Below are 21,856 nucleotides of genomic sequence, written 5' to 3' on the forward strand. Positions count from 1 at the left end.
TATTTCTTCCTGTTGATACCAAATTCGCCGACGCCAAAGAGGCGCCGCAATGTGTCGTGAGGCAGCGGCGGGGGTCCCCGTAGGGACCGTAGAAAACATGGATGTTTTCTACGAGCCCCCATGGATGGGTTCACGGCGTGTCCCGTAGGGGACCTCCGTCGCTGCCTCACCCACGCAGACCCAACCGCCGCTTTACGCGGAAACCCGTCAGGCGTCCTTCTCCTCATGAGGTGCAAGCGCAGCAGCAGCATCGTTCCCGAGCTCATACTCCGCGTCGTAATTCCACATATCGCCGTCGTCAGCCGCCGGGCCGCACGAAATAGAGATCGCGCCCTGGTCAGCCGGACCCACCAGACGGCGGTTCATCGCGAACAGGTTGCGGCCCAGATCGTGCGCCGCCGGTGCCGTGTTGGGCGCCTGCTCGCGCGCTGCCCATTCGGCCGCGTCCACCAGCACCTCCAGCGTGCCCGCCTCGCCATCCAGCCGGATGATGTCGCCCTCGCGCACCCGTCCCAGCGGACCACCGCGCGAGGCTTCCGGCGTCATGTGGATCGCCGCCGGGAACTTGCCCGACGCGCCCGACAGACGACCGTCCGTCACCAGCGCCACCCGCCGGCCCTGGTTCTGCAGCAGGCCCAGCAGCGGCGCCAGCGAATGCAGCTCGGGCATCCCGTTCGCCCGCGGCCCCTGGTAACGCACCACCGCCACGAAATCCTGCGGCAGCAGCCCCGCCGCATGCAGCTTGTTCAGCACCTGCGGCGCATCCACCACCACTGCTGGTGCCTCGATCATCCGGTACTGCGGCTTCACCGCCGACAGCTTGATCAGCGAACGGCCCAGGTTGCCGCGCAGCAGCCGCAGCCCGCCCTGGCTTTCGAAGGGTTCGGCGACCCCGCGCACCACATCCCGGTCCGCGCTCTCTGCAATGCCGTCGATCCACGTCAGTGCGCCGTCGCGGAGCGCCGGATCCTGCGTGTACTGGCGCATGCCACCTTCGGCCACGGTCACCAGGTCCGCGTGCATCAGCCCTGCGTCCATCAGCTCGCGGAACACGAACGCCGTTCCGCCGGCCGCCGCAAAGCGGTTCACGTCCGCCTCGCCGTTCGGGTACACCCGGGCCAGCAGAGGCACCAGCTGCGACAGCTGGTCCATGTCGTCCCAGGTCAGTACGATGCCCGCCGCCCGCGCCACGGCGATCCAGTGGATCGTATGGTTGGTCGAACCGCCCGTGGCCATCAACGTGACCACCGCGTTGACGATCGCGCGCTCATCGATCAATCGACCGAGCGGTCGGAAATCATCGCCCAGCGCACTGATCTCCAGCGCACGCACCGCGGCATGCCGCGTCAATGCATCGCGCAGCGGCGTATCCGGATTCACGAACGACGCGCCTGGAAGCTGCACGCCCATCGCTTCCAGCAACGTCTGGTTCGAATTGGCCGTGCCGTAGAACGTGCACGTGCCCGCTCCGTGGTACGACGCCGCTTCCGCTTCCAGCAGCTCCTCGCGCGTGGCCAGGCCCGCCGCATAGCGCTCGCGCACCTCTGCCTTCTGCTTGTTCGGGATACCCGGCGTCATTGGCCCGGCCGGCAGGAAGATCGCCGGCAGGTGGCCGAACGCCAGCGCGCCGATCAGCAGCCCCGGCACGATCTTGTCGCACACGCCCAGGTAGACCGTGCTGTCGAACATGTCATGGCTCAACCCGATCGCCGTTGACTGCGCAATGACATCGCGCGAGAACAGCGACAGCTCCATGCCGCCGCGGCCCTGCGTGACCCCGTCGCACATCGCCGGCACGCCGCCGGCAACCTGCGCCGTGGCCCCTACCGAACGCGCCGTCTCGCGCAGGATTTCAGGGTAGTGCTCGAACGGCTGGTGCGCCGACAGCATGTCGTTGTACGCGGTGATGATGCCCAGGTTCGGCGTGACCCCGCCGCGCAGGCGGTTCTTGTCGGTCGGGCCACAGGCTGCGAAGCCGTGGGCCAGGTTGCCGCAGCTCAGGCGCGAACGGAACGGACCGTCGCGCAGCGCGGCGTCGATGCCCGCCAGGTACGCGGCGCGCGAGGCGGCACTGCGCTGGACGATGCGCTCGGTGATGGCTTGGAGTTTGGGGTGCAGGCTCATTGGCTACCAGCTATGAGAAGGCGAACGGAATGACGGACCATCGAATCAGTCGCACCAGTGGATGCGCAGCTTGGGACCATCGAGATCGATCGCGTTGAGAATGGGATACAGCGCTGCGTTGTTGCTTTCCAGTGCCTGTTTGAGCACTTCCAGCTTCTGCTTGCCACGCAGCAGCAACAGCCGCTGGCGACACTGGCGCATGCCGTGCGGCGTCAGGGTGATGCGCAGCGGCCATTGGTTCGACCCCGGGCAACCGGTGGCGTCCAGCGCTGCGTAGGGCAGGGTGCTTTCCAGCGCGCGGGCCAGGTCCTTGGAGCCGGGGAACAACGAGGCCGTATGTCCGTCATTGCCCATGCCAAATACGGCCAGCGAGGGTGCCTCGGTATGCTTCGCCTGCAGGTTGGCGGTATAGACGCATTCGGGCAGTGGCTTGCCAATCCGTACCAGCGGATCGAAGTGTGCGCCCTCGGCGCGGTTCAGCAGACTCTGCCGGACCAGCCAGGCATTGCTGTCGCGGTCCTGCGGTGACAGCCAGCGCTCGTCCACCAGGCTGACTTCAACCCGGTCCCACTGCACGTCCAGTTCGGCAAGCGCCTGGTACACCGGCGCCGGCGTGGTGCCGCCGGACAGCAGCATCCGGGCCCGGCCCGCAGCGCCGATATCATGGTTGAGGATCTGCGCCATCTCGGCCGCGATCGTCTCGATCCACGCATCGGCATCGGTGTGGCGGATCAGGGTGAAGCGGTTGGATTCATCAAGCGGATTCATGCAGCGCCTCCTGGCAGATCGCGTTCGAGGTCGGCCGCGTAGGCAGCCGCCCCCAGCAGGCCCGCGTGCGGGTGCATCACCGCGAGCGACGGGACACGGGCCATGATCGACGAGAACCGGCCCTTGTGCTCGAAGCGCTGGCGGAAACCGGAATGCTGCAGCGAATCGAGCATCTTCGGCACCAGCCCGCCGGTCAGGAACACGCCGTCCCATGCGCCCTGGATCAGCACCAGGTCGCCGGCGATGGCGCCGAACACCGCGCAGAACAGATCCACGGTGCGCATCGCCTGCGGGTCGCCGTGCAGGGCGCGTGCGGTGACGTCCACCGGCTGCAGCTGGCCCGGATCGACGTTAGCCATCTCGCACACCGCGCGATGGATGTTGACCAGCCCCGGGCCGCAGATCAGGCGTTCGTTGGAGACCCGACCGAACTGCTCGGACAGGATCTCCAGGATCCGGATCTCCTCCGGCGTACCGGGCGGGAAGCTGACGTGGCCACCTTCGGTTTCCAGCGGATAGCAGCGGCCGTGGCGCAGGATCAGCCCGCCCACGCCCAGCCCGGTGCCCGGGCCGATCACCGCGTAGTTGCGCGGCTGGCCGGGCTGGCCTGGCACCCACGCCGCGCCCCCCACCTGGACCACGTCCTGCGGCTGCAGCAGCGAGATCGCCATCGCCTGCGCAGCGAAGTCATTGATCAGGTGCAGGTCGTCGAAGCCGAGCATGTGCGCGGTGCGCAGGCGGGAGATCACCCACGGATGATTGGTGATGCGTGCCTCGTCGCCATCGACGCGACCGGCCACCGCGAACACGCCGCGGCGGGCCTCGGCACCGATCTGCTCCAGATAATGCCGCGCGGCATCGCCCAGCGACGGAAAGTCGGCCACCACGAACTCACGGATGCTGTCCTTGAGCAGCGGCGCGGCCAGGCCGGTATCGGCCAGCGCAAAGCGGGCGTTGGTGCCGCCGATATCGGCCACCAGCGCCGGTTGGGTCGACACCGTCATGCGCGATCCTTGCGGTTGGCTTCGGCGTCGACGTCGGCCGGCAGGAAGCCGAACGCCTGTTCCGGACCCCATTCGCCGGCCGGGTAAGGCTGCAGCGGCAGCTGCGCTTCCTTCCACGCATCGCTGACGCTGTCGATCCAGGCCCAGGCGGCGCGCACTTCGTCGTCGCGCACGAACAACGCATGGTTGCCGTTGAAGGCATCCAGGAACAGGCGTTCGTAGGCAATGCGCCGGTGCAGGCCGGTCGGCACCGACAGCTCCAGTTCCAGCGGGTGCAGCTCCAGCGCACCCCATTCCGGCCCCGCCAGGCTGCTCATCAGTCCCAGCTCGATGTTCTCCTGGGGCTGCAGCTGGAAGGTGATGCGGTTGGGTGTGGCATTGGCGCGGTCGGGACGTTCGAACAGCCAATGCGTGACCGGCTTGAGGGTGACCACCACGCGGGTGGTGCGCTCGGCCAAGCGCTTGCCGGTGACCAGGTGGAACGGCACCCCGGACCAGCGCCAGTTGTCGATATGCGCGGTGACGCCGGCGAAGGTTTCCACGTCGCTGCCTTCCGGTGGCTGGTAGGCCTGGGCGGGTTGGCCATTGATGGTGCCGGCGGTGTAGCGGCCACGCACGCTGTCGCGCGCGGCGTGCTTGGCATCCAGCGGACGCAGCGCACGCAGCACTTTGACCTTTTCATCGCGGATGCGGTCGGCCTCCAGCGACGCCGGCGGTTCCATCGCCACCAGGCACAGCAGCTGCAGGATGTGGCTCTGGACCATGTCGCGCAGTGCGCCCGACCGTGCGTAGTAGGCATCGCGGCCATCCACGCCTTCGCTTTCGGCGACCAGGATGTGCACCGATTCGATGTAGTTGCGGTTCCACACCGCCTCCAGCAGCGTGTTGCCGAAGCGCAGGGCAATCAGGTTCTGCACCGCGGCCTTGCCCAGGTAGTGATCCAGGCGGAACACGCGGTCTTCGTCGATCCATTGGCCGATGGTGCTCAGGATCTGTTCTGCGCTGTCGCTGTCGCTGCCGATCGGCTTTTCCAGCATCAGGCGCGCCGGCGCGGCCAGTGCGCCACCCAGTGCCAGGCCCTCGCAGGTGGAGATGTACAGGCCCGGTGGAATGGCCAGATAGCTCACGCAGCGCCGGTTGACCAGATCGCTGACCGAGTCGGCCACCGACTGCGGATCGCGCAGGTCCACCGAGCGGTAGTCGATGCGTTCCAGCAGCGATTGGATGTCGTCCAGGCTTGCCGCCGGCATCGCCTGCTGCAGGCGCGGGCGGAGGATCTGGCGGAACGCGTCGGTGTCATGCGGGGACAGTGCCAGTGCGCGGACCTTGAAGTCCTCCGGCAGCAGGCCATCGCCGAGCAGGCGCAGCAACGAAGGGAACAGATAGCGCTGGGCGAGGTCGCCGGTGGCGCCGAACAGGAAAAGGGTATCGTGCATCGCTCGAGTTTCAGATCCGGGTGACATCGTTGTCAATCGCTTCTCGTCTATGTTCTCGGGGGTCAAAGCTGGCCGCGGTGTCCGGTCGTTGCAGCTGCAACATGAACAGGTGCGGGCCCGCCCATCATGGGGCATGTCACGTCCTCACGGCGACGCGGTCATGACCGATCACTGGATACTGCCACGTGAAAACGTTTACATGGCAGAATGAGCAGACTGTATTCGATTGCAGTGGTCGCCGTCATGCGGCACCACGCCATCGACCTGCCATCGGGAGGGCCGAAGGCAGTTCCGCATCAACAGCCCGGCAGCGGGCGGACTGGAATGGGTGATATGGCAAAAGTGCAGTTGCAGGGCGTTCGCAAGGTCTATGACAACGGTCAGGTGGCCGTCCAGGGCGCGACCTTCGAAGTGGCCGATGGGGAGTTGATGGTCCTGGTGGGGCCGTCGGGGTGCGGAAAGTCGACCCTGCTGCGCATGGTCGCCGGTCTGGAGGAAATCAGCGGCGGCACCCTGAGCATCGGCGACCGCGTGGTCAATGACGTGGCGCCCAAGGATCGCGACATTGCCATGGTGTTCCAGAGCTATGCGCTTTACCCGCACATGACCGTGGCCGAAAACCTGGCCTTTGGCCTGAAGCTGCGCGGCCACGACAAGGCGACGATTGCCAGGCGGGTCAACGAGGCAGCGCAGACCCTGGGCCTGACCGACATGCTCGACAAGTTGCCCAAGGCGATGTCCGGCGGCCAGCGCCAGCGCGTGGCGCTGGGCCGTGCACTGGTGCGCGAGCCGGCGGTGTTCCTGCTGGATGAGCCGCTGTCGAACCTGGATGCCAAGCTGCGCCACAGCGTGCGCACCGAAATCGCGCAGCTGCACCGCAAGCTGGGCACGACGATGATCTACGTCACCCATGACCAGGTCGAAGCGATGACCCTGGGCCAGCGCATCGTGGTGCTCAAGGACGGGGTGATCCAGCAGATCGACACGCCGATGGCGCTGTACGACCGCCCGGCCAATCTGTTCGTGGCCGGTTTCCTGGGCAGCCCGGCAATGAACGTGCTGCGCGGTACGCTGCAGCGCGGCGAGGGTGGGGTGGTGATCAGCGAGGCGGCACTGCGCGCGCCGCTGGGTGAGGCGGCGGTTGATCCGACCTGGATCGGCCGCACGCTGGCGGTAGGCGTCCGCCCGGAGCATCTGCAGCCGGCCGCGGCGGGTGATGCGACCGCGTTCGAGGCCATCATCGATGGCATCGAACCGGTCGGCAACGAGATCTTCGTCAACATGACCCACGGCAACCAGGCGCTGGTGATGCGCGTGGCGCCGCAGGCATTGCCGGCAGCAGGTGACACGATCCGCGTGGCGATCCAGCCGCAGGGACTGCACTTCTTCGATGCGGACACCGGCGAGCGGTTGAACCACGACCTGTGATGGATCAGGTCACGTCCGCGCGGTAGATCACGACCGTTGGTCGTGATCCAGGCCAACGAACATGTCCGGGGGTAGATCACGACCGTGGGTCGTGATCGCGCTCAACGTGCCAGTCCTTCCAGCAGCGGCACGCCGTGGGCGTCCGCGCCGCCAGCGCTCAACGCCCCCTCGGCCATCTCCAGCGGCAACACCGCCAGCGCCAGGTCGCCGGCCACGCTGGCCACGGTGCCAACGGCCGCGCCGTTCTGCTCGACCTTGGCGCCGCTGGCAGTGCCCTCGGCCACGCGCAGGAGCTGCAGGGCACGCTTGGCCTTACCCAGGAAATGGGTGCGCGCCACGATTTCCTGACCCGGATAGCAGCCCTTCTTGACGCTGTACCCGTTCAACCGATCCAGGCCCAGCTGCTGCGGGGTCCACTGTTCGCGCTGGTCGGCGGCCAGGCGCGGCAGGCCATAGCGCAGGTCCGACTGGCGCCAGGCCAGTTCGAACGCGGCATCGGCCGGCGGCGGATCCGCATCGGCGGGTGCAATCTTCAGGGTGCGTGGCAACGCATCGCTGCCCACATCCAGCTCCAGCGCATCGCCCTCCTGCGCAATCGCTGCGCCAGACGCCGCTTCCGGCGCGCTGAAGCTGCCGGCCACCGCCAGCTCGGTGCGCACCTCGATCTTGACCTTGCGGCGGAATACGAACCGCTGTAACTGCGACGCAATCGCATCGGCATCACCGTCAGCCAGCACCAGCAGAACGTGCTCCTGGTCCAGCTTCAACAGCTGAAACACAGCAAGGGTGCGGCCCTTGGCGCTCAGCCAGGCGCTCCACTGCCAGTGCCGCACGGGCAGGGTGGTCACATCACTGGCGAACTGGGCATGGGCGAAGGCCGCCGCGTCCGCCCCGCGCAGGCTGAGCAGCGCGTGACCGGAAAGGCGCGGAAAACCACTGAAATCGAGGGGCAGGTTGTCAGGCACGTGAACGGGGTCTAAAATTTGTGCGTTGCGAGACCACCCATGATAGGCCAAACAACCCCCACTCCCGATATCGATCCTGAAGCCCCGCTGGTACCGGAGGAGCAGCCGCTCGCCGATACGCCGGAGGTGCCTGTGGAGATCGGTGGCCGCGGCGGACTGGATCCGGTGCGGTATGGCGATTGGGAGAAAAACGGACGCTGCATCGATTTCTGATCAGCATTGAGCCAACGCGGCAATTGTGCCGCCCAGCCGAGACAACGAGCCCAGCGAATGGCCGCCAGAGAACGTCCCCTTTCCCCGCACCTTCAGGTGTATCGCTGGCAGATCCAGATGGCCACCTCGATCCTGCATCGAGCCACCGGCATCTTTCTGTCTGTTGGAGCCCTGATCATCGCTGGCGGCCTGCTCGCCCTGATGATGGGTCCCGAATCCTGGAACTGCTTCACCGGCCATGCCGGCAGCTGGTACGGAAAGCTGTTCCTGTTCGCATGGACCTGGTCCTTCGCCTACCACCTGTGCAATGGCATCCGCCATATCGTGCAGGACTTCGCGATTGGCTTCAGCATCCCGGCCTTCGTCCGCAGCAGCTGGATGTCGGTCATCGCCAGCCTGGTGATCACCGCGCTGGTCTGGGCCTACGTCTTCCTCGGAGCCGCCGCATGAACAAGTTCCGTACCCCGCTGAAGAACGTGCGCGGCCTCGGCGCGGCCAAGACCGGCACCGAGCACTTCGTGCTGCAGCGCCTGACCGCCACCGCGCTGGTCCCGCTGACCATCTGGTTCCTCATCTTCGTGCTGAGCCTGGTCAACGCCGATTACGTGACCGCCGCCGACGCGGTGTCCAAGCCGTGGAACGCGGTGCTGCTGGTGGGCTTCCTGGTGGCCATGTTCTGGCACGCCCAGATCGGCCTGCAGGTCGTGCTGGAAGACTACGTCCATAATTCGTTGCTGGCCCTGGCGCTGCAGACCACGGTGAAGTTCATTGCCGTGCTGGGCGCGATCGTCAGTGTTTTTGCGGTCGCCCGCATTGCGCTCGGCGTTGCCTGAGTCAGGCACCAAGACAGGAATCCAGAGTAGATGTCCGCTTACAAGATTACGGAACACAAGTACGACATGGTCGTGGTGGGCGCCGGCGGCGCCGGTCTGCGTGCCACGTTCGGCCTGGCCGCCAAGGGCCTGCAGACGGTCTGCCTGACCAAGGTCTTCCCGACCCGTTCGCACACCGTGGCCGCGCAGGGCGGTATTTCCGCCGCGCTGGGCAACATGGGTGAAGACGACTGGCGTTACCACTTCTTCGACACCATCAAGGGCTCGGACTGGCTGGGCGACCAGGACGCCATCGAATACATGTGCCGCGAAGCGATTCCGGCCATCATCGAACTGGAACACTACGGTGTGCCGTTCAGCCGTACCGAAGACGGCAAGATCTACCAGCGCCCGTTCGGCGGCATGACCACCAAGTACGGCGAAGGCCCGTCCGCGCAGCGCACCTGCGCGGCCGCCGACCGTACCGGCCACGCCATGCTGCACACGCTGTACCAGCAGTCGCTGGCGCACAACGCGCGCTTCATGATCGAGTACTTCGCGCTCGACCTGATCTTCGACGAGGAAGGCGTCTGCCGCGGCGTGCTCGCGCTGGACATGGCCGACGGCTCGCTGCACCTGTTCCGCGCCCATGGCGTGGTGCTGGCCACCGGCGGCTACGGCCGCGCCTATTTCAGCGCCACCTCGGCCCATACCTGCACCGGCGACGGCGGCGGTCTGGTCATGCGTGCCGGCCTGCCGATGCAGGACATGGAGTTCGTGCAGTTCCATCCCACCGGCATCTACGGTGCAGGCTGCCTGATCACCGAAGGCGTGCGTGGCGAAGGCGGCATCCTGCGCAACAGCAACGGCGAGCGCTTCATGGAGCGCTACGCACCGCATTACAAGGACCTGGCCTCGCGCGACGTGGTGTCGCGTTCGATGACCATCGAAATCCGCGAAGGCCGCGGCGTTGGCGAGCACAAGGACCACATCCTGCTCGACCTGACCCACCTCGGCCCGGGCGTGATCGACGACAAGCTGCCGGGCATTGCCGAAAGCGCCCGCATCTTCGCCGGCGTGGACGTGCACAAGCAGCCGATCCCGGTCATCCCGACCGTGCACTACAACATGGGCGGCATCCCGACCAACTACCATGGTGAAGTGGTGCGCAAGGTCGGTGACGACCCGGATGCGGTGGTACCGGGCCTGTACGCCATCGGCGAAGCGGCCTGCGTATCGGTGCACGGCGCCAACCGCCTGGGCTCCAACTCGCTGCTCGACCTGGTCGTGTTCGGGCGTGCGGTGGCCAACCGCTGCGCCGAGACCATCAAGCCGGGCCAGCCGCACAAGACCCTGGCGTCGGATGCGTGCGACAAGGCGCTGGGCCTGCTGGACAAGCTGCGTTACGCCAACGGCGACACCCCGACCTCGGTCATCCGCGACCGCATGCAGCGCACCATGCAGAACGATGCGGCGGTGTTCCGTACCAGCAAGACGCTGGAAGAGGGCTGCGCCAAGATGTCGGAGATCTTCGACTCCTTCCAGGACGTCAAGGTGTCGGACCGTTCGCTGGTCTGGAACTCGGACCTGATCGAAACCTACGAGCTGAACAACCTGCTGCTCAACGCGGTGGCGACGATCAACTCGGCCGAACAGCGCAAGGAAAGCCGTGGCGCACATGCACACGAGGACTTCCCGGACCGCGACGACGTGAACTGGCAGAAGCACACGCTGGTCACTGTCGACGACAACGGCAAGTGCAGCTTCGATTACCGCCCGGTGCACATGTACACGCTGAGCAAGGACGTGGACGTGGTCCCGCCCAAGCCGCGCGTCTACTAAGCGCCATGCGGATCGACTTCCTCACCTTCCGAGCCAGCCGCGCCTGCATTGCAGCGCGAGCCGCCTGAGCCAACGAGAACAGCCATGGCCGAGTTTTCCCTCCCAAAGAATTCCAAGATCGGAAAGGGCAAGCACTTCCCCGCCAAGAGCGGTGCGAAGAACACCCGTACCTTCAAGATCTACCGCTGGAGTCCCGACGACGACAGCAACCCGCGGACCGATACGTACGAAATCGATCTGGACGCGTGCGGCCCGATGGTCCTGGACGCGCTGATCAAGATCAAGAACGAGATCGACCCGACCCTGACCTTCCGTCGTTCGTGCCGCGAGGGCATCTGCGGTTCGTGCGCGATGAACATCGACGGCACCAACACGCTGGCCTGCACCCGCGCCATTGCCGACTGCGGCAAGGCCGAGGTGCCGATCTACCCGCTGCCGCACATGAGCGTGATCAAGGACCTGGTACCGGACCTGACCCACTTCTACGCGCAGTACGCCTCGATCAAGCCGTGGATCCGCACCCAGACCCCGCCGCCGCCGGACCGTGAGCGGCTGCAGTCGCCGGAAGACCGCAAGAAGCTCGATGGCCTGTACGAGTGCATCCTGTGCGCGTGCTGCTCGACCAGCTGCCCGAGCTACTGGTGGAACGGCGAGCGTTACCTGGGCCCGGCGATCCTGCTGCAGGCCTACCGCTGGATCGTCGACTCGCGCGACGAAGACACCGGTGCGCGCCTGGACGACCTGGAAGACCCGTTCAAGCTGTACCGCTGCCACACCATCATGAACTGCGCCCGCACCTGCCCGAAGGGCCTGAACCCGGCGCTGGCGATCGCCGAGATCAAGAAGCTGATGATGGCGCGCCGCGCCTGATTTCCTCACGGAAATGATCGAAACCGGCAAAGCCACGCCCTGCGTGGCTTTGCCTTATGTGGGAACCCGAAATGGACGAAGCCATCCTCCTCAAGAAGCTCCGCTGGCGCTGCCGCCGCGGCATGCGCGAACTGGACCAGCTGTTCGAGCGTTACCTCGACCGCCAATGGGGTACTGCACTGACCGACGAGCGCGAGGTTTTCCTGCGCCTGCTCGACTGCGAGGACGATAAGTTGTGGCGCTGGTTCATGGGTTACGAGGTATGTCCGGATGCCGAGCTCACCGATCTCATTGCCCGGATCCGCGCCCTGCCGGCTTGAGTGGCGCCCCTCGCGCTGGCAGGTTGCCGCGCACATCCTGTTTGCCCTGCTGATGCCGTGGGTCGCCACGGCCAGCGCGCTGCCGACCGCCGCGCAGTGGCCGCTGGGCCTGGCGGCCGCGGCAGCGACGGCCGTGCAGGGCTGGCGCCATGCCCGTCGTCGGCCACTCACCTTCGTGATCCCTGCCGGCGACGCCCCGGCCCAGGTTGATGGCCTGGCCGTGGACGCCCTGGCCCTGCAGGACCGCGGCCCACTGCTGCAGCTCAGCTGGCGCTGCAATGGCCGCTATCATGCCCGCCTGTTCTGGCCCGATACCCTGCCGCCAACGCGGCGACGTGAACTGCGACTGGCAATCCGGGGGCGTTCCATTCCGTGTTCACCTCCGTGATGGCACCATAGGCTGAATTGTCCGGCGTACCTGCATGTTCAAACCCATACCAGTAGCCATCGGCCTGCGTTACCTGCGGGCCAAGCGCCGCAACGGCTTCATCTCCTTCATCTCCATGGCCTCGATCCTGGGCATTGCCCTGGGCGTGGCCGTGCTGATCACGACACTGGCCGTGATGAGCGGTTTCCAGAAGGAAATCCGCGACCGCCTGCTGCAGATGACCGCGCACACCACCATCACCGCCGACGGCGCGCCCATGGCCAACTGGCAGCATGCGGTCGAGGTGGCCCGCAAGGATCCGCGCGTGGCCGGTGCCGCGCCGTACATCGAGATCCAGGCCATGCTCAGCGGCGCCCGGGTGCAGGGCGCGATCGTGCAGGGCATCGATCCGGCGCTGGAGCCGGCGGTGTCGGTGATCAATACCAAGTTGAAGAAGGGCAGCTTCGACAGCCTGAAGGAAGGCAGCTACAACCTGCTGGTCGGCCAGGAACTGGCGATCTGGCTGGGCGTGGACGTCGGCGACACCGTGCTGGTGACCCTGGCGGAAGTGCAGGGCACCCCGATGGGCGCGATGCCCCGATTGAAGCGCTTTACGGTCAGCGGCATCTTCGAGGCCGGCTACAACGAAATCGACCGCGGCGTCGCCTACGCCAACATGGCCGACCTGGAGCGTGTGCTGCGCATGGACGGGGTTACCGGCGTGCGCCTGAAACTGCACGACATGGACAAGGCGCTGGATGTGGGCGTGGACCTGGCGCACAACCTCAAGGGCGGCTACCGGGTCAGCGACTGGACCCAGCAGAATGCCAACCTGTACCACTCGCTGCGCATGGAAAAAGTGGTGATGGGCATCCTGCTCTCGCTGATCATCGCCATGGGCGCGTTCAACCTCGTTTCTTCGCAGGTGATGCTGGTTACCGACAAGCAGGCCGACATCGCGATCCTGCGCACCCTGGGCCTGACCCCGGGCGGGGTGATGCAGGTGTTCATGGTGCAGGGCTCGCTGATCGGCATTTTCGGCACGGTGCTCGGCGTGGTGGGCGGCATCACCCTGACCCTGAACCTGGAACGCATCCTGGGTGCGATCGAGACGCTGTTCAACGTCAAGCTGCTGCCGGAGGACGTGTACTACATCACCGGCCTGCCAACCGACATGCAGACCCCGGACATCGTGATCATCACCGTCGTCGCACTGGTCATGAGCTTCCTGGCCACCCTGTACCCCGCGTGGCGCGCTGCCCGCACCCAGCCGGCGGAGGCCCTGCGCTATGAATGAGCCGATCAACCGCGGCGACGAAGTGATTCGTGCGCAGGGACTGGCCAAGACCTATGCGGAAGGCCGCATGCAGACCCCGGTGTTCAACGGCCTGGACCTGAGTGTGGCCGCCGGCGAGACCGTGGCGATCATCGGTGCCTCCGGCGCCGGCAAGAGCACGCTGCTGCACCTGCTGGGCGGGCTGGACACACCCACCGCCGGTGAAGTGTTCGTGGCCGGCCACCAGATGTCGGCGCTGTCAGATGGCCAGCGCGGGCGGCTGCGCAACCGCGCATTGGGCTTCGTGTACCAGTTCCACCACCTGCTGCCCGAATTCACCGCGCTGGAAAACGTGATGATGCCGGTGCTGCTGGGCGGCGAGGAAGTAGCCGATGCCCGATCACGCGCGAAAGGACTGCTGGAATCGGTTGGCCTCGGGCACCGCCTGGAGCACAAGCCGGGCGAGCTGTCCGGTGGCGAGCGCCAGCGTGCCGCCGTGGCCCGCGCGCTGGTCAACCGCCCGGCCTGCGTGCTGGGCGACGAACCGACCGGCAACCTGGACGACAAGACCGCCGCAACCGTGTTCGAGCTGATGCTGGACCTCAACCGCGCCCACCACACCAGCCTGGTGCTGGTGACCCACGACCGCAGCCTGGCGCGGAAGCTGGACCGCGTGCTGGAACTGCGCGAAGGCCGGCTGCACGCCCTGGCCCACGCCGAGGTCTGAGCTGCCAGCTGAACAGCCGCCCGCCCGGGCCTGCGGGCGGGCAGCCGCCGGTGCATGATGGCCTTGTTGTCCCACCGCGGAGGTGCCATGAAGACGCTTGTCGCCATCGTTGCAATGGGCTTGACGCTGGCCGGGTGTGCCACCGGCCGCCTGACCGGCGCCGAACGCCTGGAGTTGTACCGCGCCCACGCCGGTCCGCCGCAACCGTCGATGCGCTACTTCGGCTCGCTCAATGGCTGGACGGAACTGGGTGACAGCGCCCTGGCGGTGTGGACCCGCCCCAGCGAAGCCTATCTGATTGAACTGCGTGGCCCGTGCTACGGCCTCAGCTACGCCACCGCGATCGGGCTGACCAGTCAGACCGGGCAGGTGTCGTCGCGCTTCGACCGGGTGCTGGTCCGCGACCCCAACCGTGGCCCGAGCGTACCGTGCTTCATCAGCTCGATCCGCCCCCTGGACGTCAAGGCGCTGCGATCCTCGGAGCAGGAAATGCGCCAGGCGCAGCTGCAGGAACGCGAAGCAGGGCAAACGTCGCCCGAGCAGTAGGTAGGTGTCGACCGTTGGTCGACACATTGGTCGCACGACCAACGGTATGCCCGTCGTCCTGGCGGGCACCCTCGGGGCCGTCGCTTCGCGACGTTGAGAACGGCTCCTGCCGTTTTTCGCGTGCGCGACCGCCTGATCGCAGCCTGCAGCCGCGATCAGGCTTCCGGCACGAACCCGGCCGGTTTCTCGGCGCCACCGCTGAAGAGGAACTTGACCAGCTCGTCTTCCAGGAACGCGCGATGCTTCGGATCGCGCGGCGACAGCCGGTTCTCGTTGATCAACATCGTCTGGTGCGCCAGCCAGGCCGCCCAGGCAGTCTTGCCGATGCCGTCGAAAATGCGTTTGCCCAGCGCTCCGGGATAGGGCACGAAATCCAGTCCTTCGGTGTCGCGTTGTTCGTACTGGCAGAAAACGGTGCGGGCCATGGGCTACTCGGTGTTCTTCGAAGTCATTGCAGCACGTAGTTTACGGCGTGTGGCGGGGACGCGCGGAACACTGCCGCTTTCCAGCAGTCTGCGGATCGGTGCAGGCAGGCCCAGGCTGGGCAGCTCCTGCACCGGTACCCAGCGCAGGCCAGGATCGTCACTGCGCAACCCATCCACCCGGCGCGACAGGATCTGCAGGTGCAGGCGATAGTGGCTGAAGGTGTGCTGCAACACTGGCAGCTCCTCGGCATCATCCAGCGAACCGAGCACATGTGCATCGAACCAGTCCTGCAGCGCGCTGCCGCTCTCGGCCTGCGGCAGCGTCCACAGCTGCGCCCAGATGCCGGTGTCCGGCCGCTTCTGGAGCAGCACCCGGCCCTGTGCATCGCGCAGCAGCAGCGCCACCGCCTCGCGTTCGGGCAGGACCTTGCCCGGCTTCGGCGTGGGCAGCTGCCCACTGCGACCTTCGCGGCGCGCCACGCAGTCTTCCTGCAGCGGGCAGATCACGCAGGCGGGTCGGTTGCGGGTGCAGACCGTGGCGCCCAGGTCCATCTGTGCCTGCGTGTAATCAGCAAGGCGACCGGCCGGTACGTGTTCCACATGCACCTGGGCCAGTGCCCACAGGACCTTTTCCACTGCGGGCAGGCCAGGGAAGCCTTCGATACCGTGGTAACGGGTGAGCACGCGCTTGACGTTGCCGTCCAGGATCGCGAAGCGGTCGTTCCACGCTTGGCTGAGGATCGCGCCGGCGGTGCTGCGGCCGACGCCGGGCAGTGCATGCAGTGCGTCGATGTCGCGCGGCAGTTCGCCTCCGTGCAGCGCCACGCATTGCTGCGCGGCGGCATGCAGGTTGCGTGCGCGGGCGTAGTAGCCCAGGCCCGCCCACTGTGCCATCACCGCATCGTTGCTGGCGGCGGCCAGGGCCGGCAGGCTGGGAAACACGGACAGGAACTTCAGGAAGTACGGAATGACCGTGGCGACCTGGGTCTGCTGCAGCATGATTTCCGACAACCACACCCGGTACGGCGTGCGCGGGTGCTGCCAGGGGAGATCATGCCGGCCATTGCGGTCGAACCACGGCAGCAGCCGCCTCACGAAGGCATCCCCGATGGCTGGCGTTTCGCTGGCGGCAGGCGGGCGCGGCATGGGGCGTGCGGGCGTGCTCAGCCGCCCAGCGCTTCCGGCAGCAACGCGTCCACGAACGCTTCCGGATCAAACACGCGCAGGTCTTCCGGACGCTCGCCGATGCCGGCGAAGCGGATTGGAATGCCGAACTCGCGCGCGAGCGCGAACACCACGCCGCCCTTGGCGGTGCCATCGAGCTTGGTCACCACCAGGCCGGTGACGTTGACTGCGGCATGGAACTGGCGCAGCTGCGACAGCGCGTTCTGGCCGGTAGTGCCATCAATGACCATCAGCACCTCGTGTGGCGCGTTTTCATCAATCTTGCCCAGCACGCGGCGGATCTTGCCCAGCTCGTTCATCAGCCCGCCCTGCGTATGCAGGCGGCCAGCGGTGTCGGCGATCAGCACTTCGGTGCCGCGCGCCTTGCCGGCCTGCAGCGCATCGAATGCCACCGATGCGGCATCGGCATTCTGGCCCTGCGCCACCACGGCCACGCCATTGCGCTCGCCCCACGCCTGCAGCTGTGCCACGGCAGCGGCGCGGAAGGTATCGCCGGCGGCCAGCATCAGGCTGTGGCCGTCGTCCTTGAAACGCTTGGCCAGCTTGCCGATGGTGGTGGTCTTGCCGACGCCGTTGACGCCAACGGTAAGGATCACGAAGGGTCTTGCGCTGCGGTCGATCACCAGCGGGCGCGCGACCGGCTGCAGGATCGCGATCAGGTCGGCGCGCAGTGCCTTGAGCAGCGCGTTGGCATCGGCGAATTCGCGCGCCTTCATGCGCTTGCGCAGGCCGTCCACCAGCGCGGTGGTGGCACCCACGCCGACATCGGCGGTGATCAGTGCGGTTTCAAGCTCATCCAGCAGGTCGTCATCGAGCTTGGGGTTGCGCGAGAACAGGCCGCCGAAGCTGCGCGCGATCACGCTGTTGCGCAGGCGGTCGCGCCAGCCGGTCTTGCCCGGCGCGGCCGGGGCGGCGTCGTCCGTGGCTGCGGGTGAGGCCAGCGGTTGCGCGGCTTCCTGCACGATTTCGGTAGCGACCACGACCGGGGCAGCAGCGTGGATCGGGGCGGGCGGCGCTTCAACGGGCAGCGCGGGGGCCGGAAGATCGGCGGGCGCAGGCTGCCGGGCAACGGCCGGCGCTACCGCGGTTGCATCCGGGGTGACCGGTTCCGCCGGAGCGTGGGCCGGTTCGATGGCCGGGGCGACCGGTTCATCGACAGGCGCGGCCGACGGGAACGCGGCGGCCAGTTCTTCAGCCGAGTAGTGCTGGGTCTTGGGCGCGTCCTGCGGAGCGTCCTGGGGCTTTTTGCGACGGAAGAAGCTGAGCATGGGATTCGGCGCTGAAATCAGGGGGATATGTTATCACCCGGGCCTGTCGGGCCCGCGTGCATTCAAGGCTGCGCCGGGGCGGCCGTTAACGACGGTGGAGGGCCGTGCTTTTACGGCTCAGGGCGGGTCACCATGAGCACCATTCCGGCCATTGCCGGCAGCGGCCTGCGCGCGGCCCAGCAGGGCGTACAGGCCGCGGCGCACAACATCGCCAACCTGTCCACCCCCGACGCGCAGCGGCTGCAGGTGTGGCGCAGCAGCACGGTGGAAGGGGGCGTGCAGGCCAGCGTGGCGACGACGGATCAGGATCCCACCGCGCCCATGGCAGATCTGTTGGCGGCTCGCAGCGAGGTGCTGGCGTTCAAGGCCAACGCGACCTTGATCCGGAGGGCTGACGACATGCTGGGCGCGCTGCTGGACGAGCGCGCCTGACGGCGACGCGCCACCGGGGGTGGCGCGCTGCCGGAAGCTGCCCACCGTTGGTGGGCGCGCATCATCAGGCCGACAACTCCAGCAACAGCTTGTTGAGCCGGCGCACGTAGGCCGCCGGGTCCTTCAACGTATCGCCCGCCGCCAGCGCGGCCTGGTCGAACAGCACCCGGCTCAGATCGCCGAAGCGGTCCGCATCGGCTTCCTGGTCCAGCTTGCCGATCAGCGGGTGGCCCGGGTTGAATTCGAACACCGGCTTGCTGTCGGGCACCTTCTGGCCACTGGCTTCCAGGATCTGGCGCATCTGCAGGCCCAGGTCCTGTTCGCCGATGGCCAGGATGGCCGGTGAATCGGTCAGGCGATGCGACACGCGGACATCGGCCACGTCGTCGCCCAGCGCACCCTTGAGCCGCTCGACCAGGCCCTGCTTGTCCTTCGCCGCTTCTTCCTGCGCCTGCTTGTCCTCGGCGGTTTCCAGCGCGCCAAGGTCGAGGTCGCCACGGGCGACGTCCACGAACGACTTGCCGTCGAACCCGGTCAGGTAGCCCATCAGCCATTCGTCGATGCGGTCGGTGAGCAGCAGTACTTCGATTCCCTTCTTGCGGAACACCTCCAGGTGCGGGCTGTCCTTGACCTGGGTGTGGCTGTCGCCGGTCAGGAAGTAGATCTTGTCCTGCCCTTCGATCATGCGGCCGATGTAATCAGCCAGCGAAACGCTCTGCTCGCCGCTGGCGTCATGGGTCGAGGCGAAGCGCAGCAGACCGGCGATCTTCTCGCGGTTGTTGAAGTCTTCGGCGGGGCCTTCCTTCAGCACCTGGCCAAACTGCTTCCAGAACCCGGCATACACCTCGGGCTTGTCGGCGGCCAGCTTTTCCAGCATGTCCAGCGAACGCTTGGTCAGCGCCGACTTCATCGAATCGATGACCGGGCCGGACTGCAGGATTTCGCGCGACACATTCAGCGACAGATCGTTGGAATCGACCACGCCCTTGATGAAACGCAGGTACAGCGGCAGGAACTGCTCGGCCTGGTCCATCACGAACACGCGCTGCACATACAGCTTCAGGCCCTTGGGCGCGTCGCGGTGGTAGAGGTCGAACGGCGCGTGGCCGGGCACGTACAGCAGCGAGGTGTACTCGAGCTTGCCCTCGACCTTGTTGTGGCTCCATGCCAGCGGATCCTGGTGGTCGTGCGCGGCGTGCTTGTAGAACTCCTGGTACTCGGCGTCGCTGATCTCGGTGCGCGGGCGGGTCCACAGCGCGCTGGCGCGGTTGACGGTTTCCCATTCGAGCTCGGCCGGGGCGTCATCGCCGTGGTGTTCCTTGACCATCTGGATCGGCAGGCCGATGTGGTCCGAGTACTTCTTGATGATGCCGCGCAGGCGCCAGGCGTCGGCAAAGTCCTGCTGGTCGTCCTTCAGGTGCAGCACGATGCGCGTACCGCGCTCGGGCTTGTCGATGCTCTCGACGTCGAACTCGCCCTCGCCGCGCGAGGACCAGTGCACGCCCTCGCTGGCCGGCAGGCCGGCCCGGCGGGAGTAGACATCGACCTGGTCGGCCACGATGAACGCGCTGTAGAAGCCAACGCCGAACTGGCCGATGAGCTGCGAATCCTTCTTCTGGTCGCCGGAGAGCTGGCGCAGGAAGTCGCCGGTGCCGGACTTGGCGATGGTGCCCAGGTGGGCAATGGCCTCGTCACGGCTCATGCCGATGCCGTTGTCGTCGATGGTCACGGTGCGCGCCTGCGGGTCGACGCTGACCTGGATGCGCAGCTCACCGCCGCTTTCGAGCAGGCCCGGCTGGGTCAGCGCTTCGAAGCGCAGTTTGTCCGAGGCATCGGCGGCGTTGGAGATGAGCTCGCGAAGGAAGATTTCCTTGTTGGAGTACAGCGAGTGGATCATCAGCTGCAGCAGCTGCTTCACTTCGGTCTGGAAGCCCAGGGTTTCTTTGTGGGTCTGCTCGGTCATCGTGGAGTGCTCCTTGGACGGTGCCGCGCCCGGCGCGGCGGCTGCACAAGGGGTAGGGACGGATTGTCCCGATTTCAAGATGGCAGCGTTTCAATGGGGTCACGGTATTCTTGGCGGATGAATTCACGCCCGCCCGCATCCCACTCCGTCGGCCAGGTCCGCATCATTGGCGGTAAATGGCGCAATACCAAGCTGCCGGTGCCGCTGGCGCCCGGCCTGCGGCCCAGCAGCGACCGGGTCCGGGAGACCCTGTTCAACTGGTTGATGCCGCGCCTGGGCGGAGCCCGGGTGCTGGACCTGTTCGCCGGCAGCGGTGCGCTGGGGCTGGAGGCGGTGTCGCGCGGGGCCGCACAGGCCACGCTGGTGGAGCGCGATGCCGCGCTGGCCCGCCAGCTGCGCGAGTCGGTGGCCAGGCTGGGCGCCCAGGGCCAGATCGAGGTGGTGCAGGGCGATGCACTGCACTGGCTGGGCCAGCGCCCGTCGGCCCTGGCCGACATTGCCTTCATTGACCCGCCGTTCGCCGATGGGCTGTGGGAGGCCGTGCTGGCCGGGCTGGGGCCGCACCTGGCCGCCGATGCCTGGCTGTACCTGGAGTCCCCGGCCGGCCGGACGCTGCGCCTGCCCCCGGGATGGCTGCTGCACCGCGAAGGAGCCACGCGGGAGGTCCGCTTTGCCCTGTACAGGCGCGCCACTGCTACACTTTCACCAGATCAGAACGCGTAGCTTCCGCATGACCGCAGCCAACCGCCGCATCGCCGTATACCCGGGCACCTTCGATCCGATCACCAACGGTCACATCGATCTGGTGAACCGGGCCGCGCCGTTGTTCGAGAAGCTGGTGGTCGGCGTGGCGCAGAGCCCGTCCAAGGGGCCTTCGCTGCCGCTGGAGCTGCGGGTGTCGCTGGCGCGCGATGCGCTGGCCCACCACCGCAACGTGGAAGTGCGCGGTTTCGACACCCTGCTGGCGCATTTCGTGCGCTCCGAACAAGGTGGGGTGCTGCTGCGCGGGCTGCGCGCGGTCTCCGATTTCGAATACGAATTCCAGATGGCCAGCATGAACCGCCACCTGATTCCGGAGGTCGAGACGTTGTTCCTGACCCCGGCCGAGCAGCACAGCTTCATTTCGTCCTCGCTGGTCCGCGAGATCGCCCGTCTTGGCGGCGACGTGTCCGGCTTCGTGCCGGCCTCGGTGCTCGAGGCGCTGCGCAAGGTCCGCGAAGCGAAGCCGGGCCCAACGTAAACCCCCAGACCCACACATACCAAGCATCACCAAGAGGGAGACTCCATGAACAACACCATGCGTGCCATGTTGATCGCGTCGTTCGCGCTGGCCTTCACCGCCTGCAAGAAGGAAGAAGCCGCACCGGTCGCCGAGGCCCAGCAGGCGCTCGTCGCCCCGGCCAAGGACGACGATGCGGGCTGGAAGAAGTACCTGCAGGCCGTGGCCGTGCAGAACATGGGCAATATCACCAACAGCCCGTTCCTGTACTACCTGTCCCCGGAATCGGATCCGGAGTTCCAGGCCAAGTACGACCGCCAGGTCGAGAGCGCCACCGCTGCTGTCGCCCGTGGCGTGCAGCCGGGCAACATGCTGGCCTTCGGCTCGTCCGCCTCGGGCAAGATGGCCGACATGATCCAGGCAGTGTTCAAGGACGTGTCCGCCGACTCGATGAAGGGTGTGCGCGTGGTGTTCATCGGCCAGGCGGCCGACAACGCCCGCGTCCAGTCGATCGTCCAGCCGACCGGCGCCGAGTACATCTTCGTCGAAGCCAAGTAAGCCGTGCCATGGCGGCCGCGCACTGGTGCGCGGCCCGGGCGGCGTCCTTCGTGGACGCCGCCGTTGACCGGCCCGCGCAGCTGCGCAGGCCGGTTTTCCTCTGCCGGC

General features: G+C 66.8%; 24 protein-coding genes. 15 read left to right on the plus strand and 9 right to left on the minus strand.

Translation table 11 applies throughout. From position 1 onward, the window contains the following. Positions 1-207: 207 nt before the first annotated feature. From edd to zwf, 4 genes are read right to left on the minus strand one after another with little or no spacing between them, the layout of a single operon-like run. Positions 208-2,124: a phosphogluconate dehydratase gene (gene edd / locus ACTJI4_RS07045; protein ID WP_440868882.1), complete on the minus strand. Its 1,917-nt coding sequence runs from the start codon at positions 2,122-2,124 to the stop codon at positions 208-210. 45 nt (positions 2,125-2,169) lie between these two features. Further along, positions 2,170-2,892 (minus strand): 6-phosphogluconolactonase, encoded by a 723-nt coding sequence (gene pgl / locus ACTJI4_RS07050; protein WP_392916568.1) that lies wholly within the window; start codon positions 2,890-2,892, stop codon positions 2,170-2,172. Further along, positions 2,889-3,896 (minus strand): glucokinase, encoded by a 1,008-nt coding sequence (gene glk / locus ACTJI4_RS07055; RefSeq protein ID WP_392916571.1) that lies wholly within the window; start codon positions 3,894-3,896, stop codon positions 2,889-2,891. The genes pgl and glk overlap by 4 nt, the downstream gene beginning before the upstream one ends. Continuing rightward, on the minus strand, positions 3,893-5,332 hold the full coding sequence (gene zwf, locus ACTJI4_RS07060) for a glucose-6-phosphate dehydrogenase (RefSeq protein WP_440868883.1): 1,440 nt from the start codon (positions 5,330-5,332) through the stop codon (positions 3,893-3,895). The genes glk and zwf overlap by 4 nt, the downstream gene beginning before the upstream one ends. 333 nt (positions 5,333-5,665) lie before the next feature. Between zwf and ACTJI4_RS07065 the strand changes: the two genes are divergently transcribed. Continuing rightward, positions 5,666-6,760 (plus strand): ABC transporter ATP-binding protein, encoded by a 1,095-nt coding sequence (locus tag ACTJI4_RS07065; protein ID WP_440868884.1) that lies wholly within the window; start codon positions 5,666-5,668, stop codon positions 6,758-6,760. 101 nt (positions 6,761-6,861) lie between these two features. Here ACTJI4_RS07065 and ygfZ read toward each other — a convergent pair whose 3' ends face one another. Continuing rightward, on the minus strand, positions 6,862-7,725 hold the full coding sequence (ygfZ, locus tag ACTJI4_RS07070; RefSeq protein ID WP_440868885.1) for a CAF17-like 4Fe-4S cluster assembly/insertion protein YgfZ: 864 nt from the start codon (positions 7,723-7,725) through the stop codon (positions 6,862-6,864). Between the two features lie 39 nt (positions 7,726-7,764). Between ygfZ and ACTJI4_RS07075 the strand changes: the two genes are divergently transcribed. The 10 genes from ACTJI4_RS07075 (at position 7,765) to ACTJI4_RS07120 (ending at position 14,698) form a co-directional block, all read left to right on the plus strand. Then, positions 7,765-7,938: a DUF1674 domain-containing protein gene (locus ACTJI4_RS07075; RefSeq protein ID WP_440868886.1), complete on the plus strand. Its 174-nt coding sequence runs from the start codon at positions 7,765-7,767 to the stop codon at positions 7,936-7,938. Between the two features lie 57 nt (positions 7,939-7,995). Then, entirely contained in the window at positions 7,996-8,388 is a 393-nt protein-coding gene (sdhC, locus tag ACTJI4_RS07080) for a succinate dehydrogenase, cytochrome b556 subunit (protein WP_145477963.1), read from the plus strand. Beyond that, positions 8,385-8,771, plus strand: coding sequence for a succinate dehydrogenase, hydrophobic membrane anchor protein (sdhD, locus tag ACTJI4_RS07085; RefSeq protein ID WP_440868887.1), 387 nt, complete (start codon positions 8,385-8,387; stop codon positions 8,769-8,771). The genes sdhC and sdhD overlap by 4 nt, the downstream gene beginning before the upstream one ends. A gap of 30 nt (positions 8,772-8,801) precedes the next feature. Further along, positions 8,802-10,592 (plus strand): succinate dehydrogenase flavoprotein subunit, encoded by a 1,791-nt coding sequence (sdhA, locus tag ACTJI4_RS07090; protein WP_440868888.1) that lies wholly within the window; start codon positions 8,802-8,804, stop codon positions 10,590-10,592. 84 nt (positions 10,593-10,676) lie between these two features. Next, entirely contained in the window at positions 10,677-11,462 is a 786-nt protein-coding gene (locus tag ACTJI4_RS07095; protein WP_093534163.1) for a succinate dehydrogenase iron-sulfur subunit, read from the plus strand. Between the two features lie 71 nt (positions 11,463-11,533). Continuing rightward, positions 11,534-11,782, plus strand: coding sequence for a succinate dehydrogenase assembly factor 2 (locus ACTJI4_RS07100; protein ID WP_440868889.1), 249 nt, complete (start codon positions 11,534-11,536; stop codon positions 11,780-11,782). After that, positions 11,754-12,170, plus strand: a complete 417-nt coding sequence (locus tag ACTJI4_RS07105; RefSeq protein WP_440868890.1) for a hypothetical protein — start codon at positions 11,754-11,756, stop codon at positions 12,168-12,170. The genes ACTJI4_RS07100 and ACTJI4_RS07105 overlap by 29 nt, the downstream gene beginning before the upstream one ends. Before the next feature lie 34 nt (positions 12,171-12,204). Next, on the plus strand, positions 12,205-13,446 hold the full coding sequence (locus tag ACTJI4_RS07110) for a lipoprotein-releasing ABC transporter permease subunit (RefSeq protein WP_392916604.1): 1,242 nt from the start codon (positions 12,205-12,207) through the stop codon (positions 13,444-13,446). After that, complete coding sequence (gene lolD, locus ACTJI4_RS07115; RefSeq protein ID WP_392916607.1) at positions 13,439-14,152, plus strand: lipoprotein-releasing ABC transporter ATP-binding protein LolD; 714 nt, start codon at positions 13,439-13,441, stop codon at positions 14,150-14,152. The genes ACTJI4_RS07110 and lolD overlap by 8 nt, the downstream gene beginning before the upstream one ends. Positions 14,153-14,239: 87 nt before the next feature. After that, positions 14,240-14,698 carry a DUF6491 family protein gene (locus tag ACTJI4_RS07120; protein WP_440868891.1) on the plus strand — a complete coding sequence of 153 codons (459 nt, stop codon included), beginning with the start codon at positions 14,240-14,242 and terminating at the stop codon, positions 14,696-14,698. 155 nt (positions 14,699-14,853) lie between these two features. On the opposite strand, the gene ACTJI4_RS07125 is transcribed toward ACTJI4_RS07120, so the two are convergent. From ACTJI4_RS07125 to ftsY, 3 genes are read right to left on the minus strand one after another with little or no spacing between them, the layout of a single operon-like run. Next, on the minus strand, positions 14,854-15,123 hold the full coding sequence (locus ACTJI4_RS07125) for an oxidative damage protection protein (RefSeq protein ID WP_392916613.1): 270 nt from the start codon (positions 15,121-15,123) through the stop codon (positions 14,854-14,856). Positions 15,124-15,126: 3 nt separating this feature from the next. Continuing rightward, positions 15,127-16,269, minus strand: a complete 1,143-nt coding sequence (gene mutY, locus ACTJI4_RS07130) for an A/G-specific adenine glycosylase (protein ID WP_440868892.1) — start codon at positions 16,267-16,269, stop codon at positions 15,127-15,129. 17 nt (positions 16,270-16,286) lie between these two features. Further along, the gene (gene ftsY / locus ACTJI4_RS07135) at positions 16,287-17,576 is read right to left on the minus strand and encodes a signal recognition particle-docking protein FtsY (RefSeq protein WP_392916619.1); all 1,290 of its coding nucleotides are present in this window, start codon (positions 17,574-17,576) and stop codon (positions 16,287-16,289) included. Between the two features lie 132 nt (positions 17,577-17,708). On the opposite strand from ftsY, the gene ACTJI4_RS07140 reads away from it, so the two are divergent. After that, entirely contained in the window at positions 17,709-18,008 is a 300-nt protein-coding gene (locus ACTJI4_RS07140) for a hypothetical protein (protein WP_392916623.1), read from the plus strand. 64 nt (positions 18,009-18,072) lie between these two features. Here ACTJI4_RS07140 and htpG read toward each other — a convergent pair whose 3' ends face one another. Beyond that, entirely contained in the window at positions 18,073-19,971 is a 1,899-nt protein-coding gene (gene htpG, locus ACTJI4_RS07145; RefSeq protein WP_440868893.1) for a molecular chaperone HtpG, read from the minus strand. A 117-nt stretch (positions 19,972-20,088) separates the two neighbouring features. Here htpG and rsmD point away from each other — a divergent pair, with 117 nt between their 5' ends. Genes rsmD through ACTJI4_RS07160 form a run of 3 tightly spaced genes read left to right on the plus strand, consistent with a single transcriptional unit; the run spans position 20,089 to position 21,748 of the window. Next, on the plus strand, positions 20,089-20,694 hold the full coding sequence (gene rsmD, locus ACTJI4_RS07150; protein WP_440868894.1) for a 16S rRNA (guanine(966)-N(2))-methyltransferase RsmD: 606 nt from the start codon (positions 20,089-20,091) through the stop codon (positions 20,692-20,694). Between the two features lie 7 nt (positions 20,695-20,701). Next, positions 20,702-21,211 (plus strand): pantetheine-phosphate adenylyltransferase, encoded by a 510-nt coding sequence (gene coaD, locus ACTJI4_RS07155; protein ID WP_392916632.1) that lies wholly within the window; start codon positions 20,702-20,704, stop codon positions 21,209-21,211. Positions 21,212-21,256: 45 nt separating this feature from the next. After that, positions 21,257-21,748 carry a hypothetical protein gene (locus tag ACTJI4_RS07160; protein ID WP_392916635.1) on the plus strand — a complete coding sequence of 164 codons (492 nt, stop codon included), beginning with the start codon at positions 21,257-21,259 and terminating at the stop codon, positions 21,746-21,748. Positions 21,749-21,856 lie beyond the last annotated feature (108 nt).

Origin of the sequence: Stenotrophomonas sp. 22385 (assembly GCF_052045085.1) — a bacterium.
Classification (GTDB): Bacteria; Pseudomonadota; Gammaproteobacteria; order Xanthomonadales; family Xanthomonadaceae; genus Stenotrophomonas.